This window comes from Alcaligenes sp. Me129, from assembly GCF_050487245.1.
Taxonomy (GTDB): domain Bacteria; phylum Pseudomonadota; class Gammaproteobacteria; order Burkholderiales; family Burkholderiaceae_B; genus Alcaligenes; species Alcaligenes phenolicus.
In genome coordinates this window covers 23636-36836 of the sequence record NZ_JBKQGX010000017.1, presented here as the reverse complement: position 1 = coordinate 36836, position 13201 = coordinate 23636, and the positions used below count along the sequence as shown (strand labels likewise).

General features: G+C 56.8%; 16 protein-coding genes. 13 read left to right on the top strand and 3 right to left on the bottom strand.

The window, feature by feature from the left end; genetic code table 11:
• The first annotated feature begins 5 nt into the window (after positions 1–5).
• Positions 6–596: a TetR/AcrR family transcriptional regulator gene (locus ACLPGZ_RS15925; RefSeq protein WP_226349680.1), complete on the top strand. Its 591-nt coding sequence runs from the start codon at positions 6–8 to the stop codon at positions 594–596.
• On the opposite strand, the gene ACLPGZ_RS15920 is transcribed toward ACLPGZ_RS15925, so the two are convergent.
• Together ACLPGZ_RS15920 and ACLPGZ_RS15915 are read right to left on the bottom strand one after the other, a co-directional pair.
• Positions 597–1304 carry a GntR family transcriptional regulator gene (locus ACLPGZ_RS15920; protein WP_009461948.1) on the bottom strand — a complete coding sequence of 236 codons (708 nt, stop codon included), beginning with the start codon at positions 1302–1304 and terminating at the stop codon, positions 597–599.
• A gap of 100 nt (positions 1305–1404) precedes the next feature.
• On the bottom strand, positions 1405–2139 hold the full coding sequence (locus ACLPGZ_RS15915; RefSeq protein ID WP_035269638.1) for a sulfite exporter TauE/SafE family protein: 735 nt from the start codon (positions 2137–2139) through the stop codon (positions 1405–1407).
• Positions 2140–2308: 169 nt separating this feature from the next.
• Here ACLPGZ_RS15915 and ACLPGZ_RS15910 point away from each other — a divergent pair, with 169 nt between their 5' ends.
• The 6 genes from ACLPGZ_RS15910 to ACLPGZ_RS15885 all read left to right on the top strand — a co-directional run bounded on the left by ACLPGZ_RS15910 (position 2309) and on the right by ACLPGZ_RS15885 (position 9249).
• Positions 2309–3826, top strand: a complete 1518-nt coding sequence (locus ACLPGZ_RS15910) for a hypothetical protein (RefSeq protein WP_009461936.1) — start codon at positions 2309–2311, stop codon at positions 3824–3826.
• A 5-nt stretch (positions 3827–3831) separates the two neighbouring features.
• Positions 3832–5304: a gamma-glutamyltransferase family protein gene (locus ACLPGZ_RS15905; RefSeq protein WP_239054883.1), complete on the top strand. Its 1473-nt coding sequence runs from the start codon at positions 3832–3834 to the stop codon at positions 5302–5304.
• A gap of 123 nt (positions 5305–5427) precedes the next feature.
• On the top strand, positions 5428–6162 hold the full coding sequence (locus ACLPGZ_RS15900) for a TenA family transcriptional regulator (RefSeq protein ID WP_239054882.1): 735 nt from the start codon (positions 5428–5430) through the stop codon (positions 6160–6162).
• A 60-nt stretch (positions 6163–6222) separates the two neighbouring features.
• A complete protein-coding gene (locus tag ACLPGZ_RS15895; protein WP_035269645.1) occupies positions 6223–7683 on the top strand; it encodes an aldehyde dehydrogenase family protein in 1461 nt (486 codons plus the stop codon).
• Between the two features lie 31 nt (positions 7684–7714).
• Positions 7715–8194, top strand: coding sequence for a GlcG/HbpS family heme-binding protein (locus ACLPGZ_RS15890; RefSeq protein ID WP_022983673.1), 480 nt, complete (start codon positions 7715–7717; stop codon positions 8192–8194).
• Between the two features lie 20 nt (positions 8195–8214).
• Positions 8215–9249: a 2Fe-2S iron-sulfur cluster-binding protein gene (locus tag ACLPGZ_RS15885; RefSeq protein WP_239054881.1), complete on the top strand. Its 1035-nt coding sequence runs from the start codon at positions 8215–8217 to the stop codon at positions 9247–9249.
• On the opposite strand, the gene ACLPGZ_RS15880 is transcribed toward ACLPGZ_RS15885, so the two are convergent.
• Entirely contained in the window at positions 9246–9437 is a 192-nt protein-coding gene (locus ACLPGZ_RS15880) for a hypothetical protein (protein WP_105630127.1), read from the bottom strand. The two genes, ACLPGZ_RS15885 and ACLPGZ_RS15880, sit on opposite strands and share 4 nt — an antisense overlap.
• A 201-nt stretch (positions 9438–9638) precedes the next feature.
• Between ACLPGZ_RS15880 and ACLPGZ_RS15875 the strand changes: the two genes are divergently transcribed.
• The 6 genes from ACLPGZ_RS15875 (at position 9639) to ACLPGZ_RS15850 (ending at position 13201) form a co-directional block, all read left to right on the top strand.
• Positions 9639–9947 carry a 2Fe-2S iron-sulfur cluster-binding protein gene (locus ACLPGZ_RS15875; RefSeq protein WP_009457376.1) on the top strand — a complete coding sequence of 103 codons (309 nt, stop codon included), beginning with the start codon at positions 9639–9641 and terminating at the stop codon, positions 9945–9947.
• On the top strand, positions 9947–10291 hold the full coding sequence (locus ACLPGZ_RS15870) for a ferredoxin (protein WP_088451752.1): 345 nt from the start codon (positions 9947–9949) through the stop codon (positions 10289–10291). Before ACLPGZ_RS15875 ends, ACLPGZ_RS15870 begins: the two co-directional genes overlap by 1 nt.
• An 11-nt stretch (positions 10292–10302) precedes the next feature.
• Positions 10303–10581 (top strand): 2Fe-2S iron-sulfur cluster-binding protein, encoded by a 279-nt coding sequence (locus ACLPGZ_RS15865; RefSeq protein ID WP_009457378.1) that lies wholly within the window; start codon positions 10303–10305, stop codon positions 10579–10581.
• Between the two features lie 11 nt (positions 10582–10592).
• Entirely contained in the window at positions 10593–11537 is a 945-nt protein-coding gene (locus tag ACLPGZ_RS15860; RefSeq protein WP_239054880.1) for an ornithine cyclodeaminase family protein, read from the top strand.
• A gap of 42 nt (positions 11538–11579) precedes the next feature.
• A complete protein-coding gene (locus tag ACLPGZ_RS15855; protein ID WP_035269656.1) occupies positions 11580–11930 on the top strand; it encodes a hypothetical protein in 351 nt (116 codons plus the stop codon).
• A gap of 248 nt (positions 11931–12178) precedes the next feature.
• Positions 12179–13201 carry a Nif3-like dinuclear metal center hexameric protein gene (locus ACLPGZ_RS15850; RefSeq protein WP_026483541.1) on the top strand — a complete coding sequence of 341 codons (1023 nt, stop codon included), beginning with the start codon at positions 12179–12181 and terminating at the stop codon, positions 13199–13201.

Genomic DNA, 13201 nt, shown 5'->3' with positions numbered 1-13201 from the left:
GGACTGTGAGCAAAACCACGACTGAAAAACTGCAGGATGCCGCGTTGGCGCGCTTTGCTGTTCAGGGCTTTGATGCCACCACCATGAACGAGATTGCCGCTGATGTCGGCATCAAGAAGCCCTCGGTCTACGCCCATTTCCGCAACAAGGACGAGCTGTTTCTGAACCTGATTCCGAAGATTGTGGACGATGAGCTGAACCACGCCCGTCAAGTTCTGCAGGGAGGCGATGACATCAAGGAGCAGTTGCGAGCGTATCTGGAAGGGATACAGGAGCGCTTTGAGCAATCACATCAAGTACGCTTCTGGATTCGCACCTTGTTTGCGCCGCCTGTGCATTTGTACGATGTGGTGATGCAGCCCATGCATGTGTTCATGGACGATCTGGAACGCATCATCCATCAAGCCTTGGCACAGTCCGCTTTGGCCAAATCGGAAACAGGTTTGAGCGTGGAGACCCTGGCCATGACGTACATGGCCTTGATCGACAGTCTGCAAAGCGAGCTTCTGTTTGGTGGTGCGCACAAATACCAGCGGCGTCTGGCATCGGTCTGGAGGGTATTTGAGGCGGCCTTGAGAGCAGGCCGCCCGGCCTGATCAGGTTTTCTCGCCGTTCTGGGCGTCCTGATAGGCTTTGGCTGCATTGTGCACGTGTTGGGTGGCCAGCAGGTTGGCCAGATCACCATTACCGGCCACAACCGCATTGAGGATCTGGGAGTGATCTTCCCAGTTTTGGCGGATGCGCTGCAAATTGCTGGGCGCAAATAACAGGGCGGTGCGGTCACGCAGGGAGCGCATGAGCTCGGTCAGAACAATATTGCCCGACATGGTGGCCAGGGTTTCATGAAACTGGCGGTTCAGGGATTTGAGCAAATCCAGATTGCCGGCATCCATGGCTTCATGGCCCTGGCTCAGAATGGTTTGCAGCTTTTCGATATTGGCTGGGTCCCGGCGTTGGGCGGCCAGTTTTGCATTCAATCCTTCGAGCGTGGCGCGCACTTCAGCCATGTTGTAGGCAATCTCGGTCGACAGGATAGCCACTGAGGCCCCACGTCGTGGTTCGATCGTGACCAGACCTTCTGAGGCCAGCTCGCGCAGGGCTTCCCGTACCGGAATACGCGAGACGCCCAGTTCGCTAGCCAATTTACCTTCTACAAGGCGATCCCCCGGATGAAATTCTCCGCTCAAGATGCGCTCGCGCAATTGGTCACGGATAACCGCAAACAATGACGCATGTTGATCGCCCAAGCGACGGCTTTCCGCGCCGGAAAGGGTGTTGGGAAGGCTGAAACTGGGGATATTCATGGTGCGACCTGTGCAATTGGGCAAAAGGGCCAGCCACGATTATACGGTGTGAGCGCATTTTTCTGAATATGGTATACAGTTTGCGGCCTAAGCATCCTCATCACACGCTGCGGGCGATCAAGACCACGGCGCTTAGCGAACAAATCCCCAATAGCAGTCTACGCATTAGCGGCATGCTGACTTTATGACGCCATCGTCCTGATAAGGCGAAGCCCAGCAGCATGAAGGGGTAGAGCACAATGCTGAGCATTGCCTGTTGCCAGGAGAACAGGCCAGCCACCATAAGCAGGATCAAGGACAGGCTTGCCCCTAAAAACAGAATAAGACCCAATGAGGCGCGTAGTTGTGCAGGAGCCAGATTTTGCATGGCAATTGCCAGAGCGGGAGCGCCTACCGAGGTCAGGGTTCCCATAATGCCCGAGGCAATGCCCGCCAGGATCATGTTTCGTTTGGAAGGCAGGATGCGCAAGCCCCAGGCACTCAGTGCGACTGCGGCCAGAATGGCCAGGGCAAAACCCAGATTCACCGCCTCTATGGGTAGTTGTGTCATGGCCAGTATGGCAATGATCGATCCGGTGGCACGGCCACCCAGTGCACAGACAACCACATCGGGCACGATATGTTGACGCTCTCGCAAGGCCGCCAGCAAAGAGACGCTGCCACCCAAGGCCAGTAGAGGGCCTGGAACCAACTGCGGAAATATCAAGGCGGCAATCGGCGCGACCAGCATTGCAAACCCAACTCCGCCAACGCCTTGCAAAAAGGCGGCCAACACAACCAGCAAGGCCATGAGCAGCCAGGAGAGCGGGTCCACCAGATCAATCAAAGCCGCCATAGTTTCCTCTTCATTTGTATAAGGTATTCAATCTAAGTGTTTCAAACATAAAACTCTTAGAGTTTTCCCCAGTTTTTGATAGTTTTTTCTGATTCGAAATCACAATTGAAGATAGTATACCGTTTCAGATGTGCTCTATATTCAGAAAAAAGAGAAGGAAGGGGGATACATGCAAAGCGACGTGGTGCTCAGTGCGGCGCACTGGGCTTATTTGATCAGCGTTCTGGTCATCATCATTACGATGATTTTCCGGGCCAATGTGGTGGTGCCATCGGTTATTGGCACCTTGGCGGTCGTCACCGCCATGACTGGCAGCCCTATCCAAGGCTTCATCAGTATTTTTTCAGCCAGCTTTGTGGCGGCCCAGGAACTGTTCAATATTTTCCTGGTAATCACGTTCATGACTGCCCTGCTGAACTCGTTAAAGAGGCTGGAGGCCGATGTGAAGATGGTGGCCCCCTTCCGCAAGGTCATGGTCAATAGTGCCTCGTCCTTTCTGATGATTGCGGCGGCTACCTACTTTATTTCCCTGTTCTTCTGGCCCACACCCGCTGTACCTCTGGTGTCGGCCATTTTGCTGCCGGCGGCGATTGCGGCTGGCTTGCCTCCCCTGGTCGGGGCGATGGCTATCGCCATCTGTGGGCAGGGCATGGCGCTATCGTCCGACTACATCATTGGCGTTGCTCCTGGCATCAGCGCCAAGGCAGCCGGTGTCGGAGCCGATGTTGCCGTGCTGGCGGATCGTGCGCTGGTGCTTTCCTGGATTACCGGTGGCGTTGCGCTGACGTTGACATTTTTGCTGATGCGCCGCTATTTCAAACCGGCAGATAGCCGTTTGCTGGATGCCTGGATGCGCCAGGCGCCGGATAGCACCCTGGATGAAGTGGAATCCCAAGGCACGTATGACAAGGCTGAGATTGCTCGTGGCACGGCGGGTAATGAACACACGGTGCATCCCGGCCTGAGCCCCAAGGAAGAGCGCTATTCGCGCATTCTGGCCTGGATTACGCCACTGGCGTTTCTGGCGGTGATTGGCATCATGCTGTTGCCCCGCTTTATCCCGTCCTTGCCTGTCCTGCGGGGTGGCGACGCCGCCGGTTTGGTAGGGGGCGTGGCCTTTGTGTTGATGATGATTGCCACCTGTATGGCAGAAGGGCCGCGCCGCATGCTGGACACCTGCCCGGATCATATGACCGATGGTTTTGTATTCGCCTTTCGCGCCATGGGTTCGGTGCTGCCCATTGCCGGTTTCTTCTTCCTGGGCGCCAGTGAAGCAACGTCTGCCATTTTGGGCACCCCACTGGAACAAACACCCAGTCTGCTGTTCGAGCTGATCTCGGCGGGGCAGCATCTGATTCCGGACAATCATTTTCTGGTGGCTTTTGGTGTTCTGTTGGTGGGCATGATCTCGGGCATTGATGGCTCGGGCTTCTCGGGCCTGCCATTGACAGGAACCCTGGCCTCGGCCTTGAGCCCGGTATCCGGGCTGGAGGTTGAAACCTTGGCTGCGGTAGGACAGATCGGTGCTATCTGGACGGGCGGTGGCACTTTGATTGCCTGGTCTTCATTGATTGCCGTGGCGGGCTTTGCCCGAGTGCATGTGCTGGATCTGGTGCGAGCCCTGACGGTTCCTGTGCTGGCGGGGATGGCCCTGTCAACAATTTGCGCTGTGCTGGTGTTCGGATGAGCGATATGAGTACGACAGCCTATCGCGCCGGTGAAAAGCAGGGCTTGGGGAAACATTGGGCCGTTGCTGCCGGGCACCCCTTGGCGGTGCGGGCCGCGCAGGCCATGCTGGAACTCAAGGGTAGTGCAGTGGATGCGGCTATTGCTGCCGATGCTGTCATGGGGGTTGTCGAACCTATGGCGACAGGCATTGGTGGCGATCTGTTGGCCATGATTGCATCGCCCGACAGTATGCCAGTGGCTTATAACGGCAGCGGAGCGGCGCCCCTGCTGTTGAAGGCTGAGCATGTTCAGGCTTTGCCTGGGGGACGAATTCCGGAGCGTCATGTGTTGTCCATTACCACGCCTGGCCTGGTGCGAGGGTGGTGGGATATGCACCAGCGCTATGGCCGTCTGGACTGGGCCTGCTTGTTTCAGCCTGCCATTCAGGCAGCGCGGGAAGGTTTTGCGGTAGCGCCGGTGGCGGCGCGTGAATGGCAAATTTTTGATTTTGTACTGCACCGCGATCCCGTGTGTGCCGCCCTTTATAGGGCGGGCAAGCCTCCCAAGGCGGGGGAGCAATACCTGAACCCAGAACTGGCAGCTGTCTTGCAGGACATCGCCACGCAAGGCCCCGATGCCTTCTATCTGGGGCGTCCCGCGCAGCAGGCAGAGCAGGCAATGGAGCAGGTACAGGGGCTGTTGAGGGCTGAGGACTTTCGCCGCCATAAAGGGTTCTTTTGCGAGCCTGTCAGCGCATCGCTGGGGGAGTTCAGTCTCTATGAATGTCCCCCCAACACGCATGGGGTGGCAGTCCTGGACGCCGTGCAAAGTGCCTGGAAACGCCCGGTTGACCAGGATGCGGCGGAGCTGGAACTGGTCAAGGCGACCGAAGCGGCGATGGTTCAGGCTTCACGGGTCGTGTGTGATCCGGCAGGCAATACGGTCTGCACGGTTGTGGTCGATGCAGACGGGTTGGCGGTTACGTTCATGTCCAGCATCTTCAAACGGTTTGGGTCAGGCTATGCCGTGCCCGGCTGTGGGTTTGTGCTGCAAAACCGGGGGTTCGGTTTCTCCGAGCCAGGGCATGTGAATGGCCCGGGGCCGGGCAAACGGCCCTATCACACGGTGGTCCCGTCTTTGGCCTTGAAGTCCGGCCAGTTCCATATGGGACTGGGCGTGGTGGGCGGCTTGATGCAACCCCAAGGGCAGATACAGATATGGACCCGTGTTTTGCGCGATGGCTGGCCTTTGGATAAAGCGATGTTTGAACCGCGCTGGCGTCTGGAAGGGGCCGGGCGTCTGGCCCTGGAGGACGGTTTTGATGCGAACCGTACAGCTTTTTTGCGTGAGCACGGGTATGTGCCGCCTGATAAAGGCGTAGGCGAACTGGCTGGCCGCAGCGACTTTGGCGGGGCTCAGGCGGTTGAGCGCTTGGCAGACGGCCGTTTGCAGGCTGTTTCTGACCCTCGTAAGGATGGTTGCGTGGCGCTGGCCTGATAATCGGGCAGGGTTATTCCCTACTTTCTAAAATAGTAGACGGTATACAATATACTTAAATAATCCAAACCTCATCTTTCGTCGGCTGCTGTCAGGGCGACGTCTTTCAACAAGGAAACAGTCATGGAAAAACTGCTGAATCGCGATGAATTTCGCACCGCATTGGAAACCGCCATTAAAGGGAAAAGTGCCAATACTTCCCCTTTCAGCATTGCCTGGGCCAGCGGCAAATTAAGCCGTGAGCATCTGGCTCGCTGGGCTGAAAACCACTACCACTATGTCGGCCCTTTTGCTGACTACCTGGGCTATCTGTATGCCCGCACCCCCGCCGAATACGTAGAAGCCAAAGACTTCTTGCTGGCCAATATGTATGAAGAGGAAATTGGGGGTGACCGTCACACAGACCTGTTGATCCGCTTTGGCGAAGCGTGTGGCACGACACGGGCTCGGATCGAAGATCCTGACAATATGAATGCCACCACCCGCGCCTTGCAGGCCTGGTGTTACGCCATTGCCATGCGTGAAGACCCCGTTGTTGCCGTTGCAGGGCTAGTCGTGGGCCTGGAGTCTCAGGTGCCCTCCATTTACCGCAAGCAGACACCAACCCTGCGTGAAAAATACGGCTTCACCGATGAAGAAGTGGAGTTTTTCGATCTGCATATCGTGTCCGACGAGATTCATGGCGAGCGCGGCTACCAGATCGTTCTTGAGCATGCCAATACCGTAGAGCTGCAACAGCGTTGTCTGCGTATCTGCGAAATTGGTGCCGAGATGCGTCTACTGTATACCACCTCCTTGTACAACGATTACGTCAGAGACGAAATCAGCCTGCAAGAACTGCAGCTGGAAGCAGCCTGAGCCAGACAGCCGAGCGGGCAGATGGGCTGCCCGCCGACCTAGAAACAAGGAAGTACAGCGGTGGACAATCTCAAGGACGTCGTTTTCGACAATTACATTGATGGGCAGTGGCTGCCCAGCCAGAGCGGGCGTACGCAGCCCAATCTGAATCCGGCCGATCGTGATGATGTAGTGGGGGCTTTCCCATTGTCCACGGCTGAGGACGCAAAGGCGGCTGTTGCAGCTGCTCAGGCTGCCTTTGCAGGATGGCGAGCCACGCCTATCTCCGCTCGAGCTCGTGTGCTGAATGCGGCGGCAGCCTGGCTTGATGCCAATGTGGACCGTATCGCTCAGGGCCTGACGCGAGAAGAGGGCAAAACGCTGGCGCAAAGCAAGATGGAAGTCGGGCGCTCGGCCCAGACCTTGCGTTTTTATGCGGTTGAAGGCCAGACCTATACCGGCGAGACCTTCCCCCAGGATGATGCGCAGCAACTGGTGTACACCCAGCGTGAACCATTGGGCGTGGTGTCCGTGATTGCGCCCTGGAATTTCCCTATCTCCATCCCGGCACGCAAAATTGCCCCCGCCTTGATCACCGGTAATACCGTCGTGTTCAAACCTTCATCCGACACACCTTTGACGGGCTATTACCTGTGCGAAGCCTTTGCGCAAGCCGGGATTCCGGCGGGTGTGCTGAATCTGGTGCATGGCAGGGCCAGTGAAGTGGGGCCCACGCTGGTGCAATCTCCTCAGGTACGCGCTATTTCGTTTACTGGCTCGACCCAGGCGGGTGAAGACATTTGTCGTCAGGCCCGCATGAGCACCCGGACTCAAATGGAGCTGGGTGGCAAAAACCCCTTAATTGTCATGGAAGACGCCGACCTGGATCTGGCCGTCAAACTGGTGGTTCAAGGCGGATTCTCCTTGAGCGGCCAGGCCTGCACGGGAACCAGCCGCGTGCTGGTGCATCGTCAGGTCAAAGAAGAATTCACGCGGCGCCTGGTAGAGAAAGTCAGCGCTTTGAGCGTGGGTAATGGTTTGAATGGCAACCCCGATCTGGGCCCGATTGCCACCGAAAGCCAGTTGGAAAGCATTCTGGAATATGTGGCCATCGGCAAGCAGGAAGCCACCCATTTACTGGGCGGCGAACGTTTGACTGAAGGTGACTACGCACGGGGCCTGTTCATGCGTCCGGCTTTGTTCACAGACGTGACCCAGCAAATGCGTATTGCCCGCGAAGAGATTTTTGGCCCGGTGATTGCCTTGCTGGAAATCGATTCCTACGAGCAGGCACTGGCCATGGCCAATGACACCGAATACGGCTTGTCTGCCGCCATTGTGACGCGCAGTGCTGAATATGCGCATCGCTTTGCCAATGACATTGAAGCCGGGACAGTCAAGATCAATCGCACCACAACCGGCAACTTGATCAATGCTCCCTTTGGTGGACTGAAACAGTCCAGCACCTCCACTTTCCGCGAGTCGGGCCGGGCGGGCCTGGAGTTCTATACCCAGATCAAGACCGTGTATCGCGGTATCTGAATTTTATTAACCCGAAATACTGAGAAGACATATGAAAAAGATCCTACGTCTCGAACAGCGCGAAGCGCGCTTGATGGTGGACGCGGCGATTGCCAAATCCAAGGAGATTGGCGTGCTGGAGACCGTTTGCGTGGTTGACGAGGGGGGCTACCCCATCGTGATGGAGCGCATGGATGGGGCACGTATTACCGGCGCCCAGATTGCCTGGAACAAGGCGTTTACCGCTGCAGGCCACAAGCGCTCCACCCATTTGTTCACCACGCCGCCTAATGGCCCCGCCTTGCCGGGTAACGAAGCCTTCGGGATTCAGTTGAGCTTTGAAGGTCGCTTTGCTGCTTTTGTAGGCGGCTACCCCATCGTGGTCAACGGCGAAGTCATTGGTGGCATAGGCCTGAGCGGTGGTAACGGCGAGCAGGATACGGCAGCCGGTGTTGCTGGCTTGCAGGCCTTGGCCGAGGCCTTGAAGGCAGAGGGTCTGGACGTGCTGGTTCAGGCGGACATCAAGAAATAGTGGCATCAGGAGGACGGGTCATGGCCCATCGTGTCGATATCAAGGAAACTGGCGAGCAGTTTTGGGTAGAACCGCAAGAGACCATCTTGCAGGCCGCCCAGCGCCAAGGCGTGCGCATTTATAGCGACTGCGAGTTTGGTGGCTGCGGGACCTGCCGCATTCAGGTCACCCGTGGGAAGGTTTGTTATGAGGATGACTGCCTGCCCATGAGCATTGCTGATGAAGAACACGAGCAGGGCCATGCCGCCGCCTGCCAGGCACGGCTCGATGCCGATATTGAGATCAGTCTGGCCGCACATCGAGATGACTTGCCTGAAACCCGGCAAGTCCGGGCGCAGGTTCACAGCGTGGAAAGGGCATGTCAGGGGATCTGGCGTCTGATTTTACAGTTGCCGCAGGACGTGCAAGTGTCGTTCCGTCCAGGTCAGTATCTGAACATCTTGTTCGAGGACGGGCGTGCACGCAGTTTTTCCATGGCCAATGCCGATGCCGAACAGGGGCGCATTGAATTGCATGTGCGGGAAGTGGAGGGTGGGCGTTTCACCCAGGTATGTTTGCCGACCCTGAAAGCCGGCGACGAGCTGCTGCTGGAACTGCCCTTGGGCGTGTTCTATTGGCGTGAGCGCGACTGGCGACCCATGGTCATGGTGGCAACCGGAACTGGCATTGCCCCCATCAAGGCGATTCTGGAGTCCTTGCTGGACAAGGATGATTGCCCGCCTGTCAGCCTGTATTGGGGAATGAATCGGCCCGAAGACCTGTATCTGGCCCAGGAGATTGCATCTTGGGCTGAGCGCTTGTGCGAGTTCCGTTTTGTCCCTGTGCTCTCCCATGCTGACGAGAGTTGGCAAGGCGCGCGCGGCTATGTGCAGCAACAGGTGTGCCGGGATGAACCTGATCTGTCAGAGCATGCCATTTACTTGTGTGGCTCGCCCGTGATGATTGAGCAGGCCCGTGGTTTGTTCAAGGAGCATGGCGCCAATGAGCAGTTCATGTATGCCGACGCCTTCAACTTTCAGTCTGATCCCAGCTCGGCAGAGCCTTCTCTTGTCTAGGCTCGGTGGGGGAGTTGGTCCTGACCGGCTTCGGGGTCGCGCTTCTTGCGGCCGCCAAACAGTTCAGTTAATGAGGGCAGGTTGATGAGCGGGATACGACGGCGCAGATGCTTGCGCTTTGCCAAGTGTGGCAGCAACTGCTCGCCGACGGGACGCTGCAGATAGCGAAGTTCGACGGGGGTTTTCATGATGATCTCGTTAATGGGTTTGAATTGAATTAAGTATACCGCAATAGGGGTTTCTACTCAAATTGACGGATATTTGTGTCTAAAAACAAGAAAAACTGTTGCTTGAAGGTTGCGGTTTTTATCTTGGTATACCGTTTTTGGTTTTTCAGGCGGTCAGGGCTCGCAATCCGGTCGCATTATTGGCAGCCAGCAGGAGGTTTCATGCCAACCATTACTTTTCATAAAAACGGCCAGACGCATGTGGGTGAGGTGCAGGAGAACACCAATCTGGTGGTCCGGGCGGGTATCAAGCAATTTCCCTTTCCGCATTTGACCTACGGTTGTGGCATGGGCAAGTGCGCTAAGTGTGCCTGCCGTGTTCTGGAGGGGGGCGAGCATTTGCCAGCGGCCAACTGGAAAGAGAAAAAACAATTGGGCGAGCGACTCGATCAGGGCTGGCGGCTGGCCTGTCAGCTATGGATTAATCAGGACATCGTTCTGGAGCAAGCTGAAACACAGGAGGTGCAGTGATGTATGTGGTGCTGACCAGCAAGCCAGGGGAATACCGCACGGAACCGGGCGTGGGCGTGGAAATGGTGGCGGCCTATGAATACCATTTTCAGGGTCGTTTCAAGGCGGTGTTTGCCATTGCGCGTATTCAGGAAGGCTCGCGCGTTCGCATTGTGGAAGAGACTCCAAATGGCACGATCAATGACATCCCTACCCGGCAAATGGAAAAGTTTGCAACAGTCGAACAGGCTTATGAAGAACTGGCCGGATTGACGCACTTTGGCAGCATACAAGCCGAATTGCGTCAGTGTGAGCTTGACGGTCACCAGGCAGGGGCACAGACCCCGGCACAGCAGCAATCCTGAGGTAGCAGAATATGGTTCAGATTACATTTGCGTCGAATAATGATTTGGTGGTGTCTGCCGCCGAGAACAGTAACTTGCTGCGGGTTTCCATCCGCGAGCGCGGTGGCATCCCGTTCAAATGCGGGGGCGGGATCTGCGGCACCTGCAAGTGCCGAATTACGGAAGGGCTGAGCAATACGGATGAGGTCAAGGCCAAGGAACACAAGCATTTGTCCGAGCAGGATCTGGCAGAGGGTTTTCGTATGGCGTGCCAGACCTTTGTTCGTGGTGACGTTACGGTGAGCTGGTAAAAGGAGCGGCCATGCTGCATTTGACCGATCAGCAACTACACGAGCTGCTTGATGCGCCTGCCGTACAGGAGGTGCTGGAGCAGGCTTTCATCGAGTTTGGACAGGGCCAGGCGGCCCAGCAGCGTCGTGTGCGCACGCAGGTGGGCGATACCCGCTTGTCGACCTTGGGGGCGGTCATTCCAGGCCAGCAAGTGGCTGGCGCAAAGATTTATACGACCGTGCATGGCGCATTCAATTTTGTCATTGTGCTGTTTGATGCACTGAGCGGACAGGCTTTGGCCACCTTGGATGCTGGCGCGATCACGCAATGGCGTACTGCAGCCTGCTCGGTACTGGCAGCACAGCGTGGCGCCAATCCCCATTCGCAAACCTTGGGAGTGCTGGGTCTGGGTGCCCAGGGGATGGCGCATGCCCTGCAGTTTTGCCAGACCTTTGATTTGCAACGTGTGCTGGTGTGGAGCCCGAATGTCGATGAGAAGCGCTGCCACCAGCTGGAGCTGGAGTGTGGTGTGCCTGTGCGAGCCGCCCGAGCGGAAGAGATCGCCGCACAGGCGGATATTCTGGTCACGGCCAGCCGCGGTCGCGATCCCTTGTTTGATGGACGCAGTCTGAAGCCAGGCTGCTTCGTCGCGGCCGTTGGCTCCAGTTTGCCAACGGCGCGGGAATTGGATGATGCCTGCCTGCAGCGGGCAGGCAAGATTGTGGTGGAGTGGGGGGAGCAGACTCTCGCGGAGGCGGGGGACCTGATTCTGGCCGCGTCCAATTGCGGCGTTTCGGACAAGTTGTGCGAGTTAAGCGATTGGTTGCAATTAGACCGGGGACAAGGCTACGACGCACAGGGAATTTGCGTGTATAAATCAGTGGGTGTGGCGATTGAAGATATTGCCGTCGCTGGATTGGCGTATCGCCGTCATCAGCTTGGCAAGACAGCGCAGGAGGCGCTTGCCGCACACTGAAAAACGACAATAATTCAAGCATGTTGGGGGTAGGCAATGGGGATGGCAGGCTTTTCTTCTTTAGGCGAATTCAAGCAGGCACTGACCCGGGACTACAACCGCATCAACAGCAGTATTTTTGCATCAGGTGTCGTGACGCTGAAGATTGATGTGCTGGAGGATCGGATCAGCATGTTGGCGGTTCATAAACGCCAGCCTGCCTTGCAGACGTTGAGCCGTGAAAATGCACATATTGCTGATCTGGCGGATCTGTATCTGATCAAGGCCTTCAAAAAGGAGATGAAGCAGGTTTTGGTGGACGAATATGGGCTGGATGTGGTGGCCATATTCAAGGACTACGACGCCGCGGCGCAATTGTCTTCCACCATGGTGTTGTTGCAAAAAGGAGTGTGAATGCAGTGGCATTGGTGAGAACCGTTGCCCTGAATTCCGAACCGATAAAAAGAAGCTGACTGGTAGACAGTCTTGTTGTCCTTCCGTCCGCAGTGGATTGCCTGATGTGCAATTTGCCCTGGAGCCAAGCCCAGGCCCTGACAGGTCCGCTTGGGGAAGTTGCCGACAGGAAGTGCTCGCATACCGCCGGCCTCGGACTCTGGGATACCCCAGGGTTCGAGGCCGGCTTTTTATTTGGAGACAAAATCATGGCCTATGTAGCCGATTTGCTGGATGCATTGAACGTAATCACGGGGGGACGCATGGTGTCCTGTATGGATGAGGTCAAATGCGGCCACCATCCCTTCGTGATCTGGAAGTCCTCTGGAATTTACGGCAAGGAAGTACTGGAAATCCCAGGCTTGATTCATGGGGACCCTAACAAGGAAGTGCGCAAGGTGGCGGTGTGCATGACCATGTCCGAATTGAGCATTGAGCTGGCGGGCGCAACCGGGGTGGACGCCATTGTTGCGCATCATCCGATCGCGGATGCCGCCAGTTGCGGGGGCGTGACCCTGAAGGATTACCTGGACCTGTATGGGGTGGCTGCCCTGGAGTGTCATGAGGCGTTTCATGGTTTGCATCCGGGCATCGCGTATCTGCATGGCCACAAAGTCGCTAAAAGCGATATTGCCTATGGAGGCATTCATGGCAATGTGATGTTCGTGGGCGAACCATTGGATGGGGTGAGCACTTTGGGCGACATGCTGGATCGGCTTGACGGCTTCATGGGGCTGGATCTGGAGGATCAGGTCTTGCAGGCCGAACGCCGCATCAAGGGCAATGAAAACATTCTGGAGACCAGCACCTTGACGCGTGGTGCGATTCGGCTAGGGGAGCGCAACAGTCGCGTCGGGCGTATTTTGCACATTTTTCCGCATACGGGATTCAGCCCTGACCATCTGCGTCAGGCGGTGGCCGAGAACCCGGGCGTTGACACGGTGCTGGCCTCTATCAGCCGGGTCTACGACGGTCATGCGCTTATCGAATGTGCTCGTGAATTGGGTCTGAATTTCCTGGTGGGCAATAGCCACGTGCTGGAGATCCTGGAGAATGGCCTGCCCTTGGCCTATGCCTTGAGTGCCTTGCTCGATGGCGTCGAGGTGGTCATGTTCCGTGATCGGGTGACGTCTACGCCTGTGCACCAGGTGGGTGGGGCCCGCCTGCGTGAATACGCCCAGCATTTTTCGACCGCCCACCTGATGGGCAAGAACGTGTTGAGCTTCCAGTAG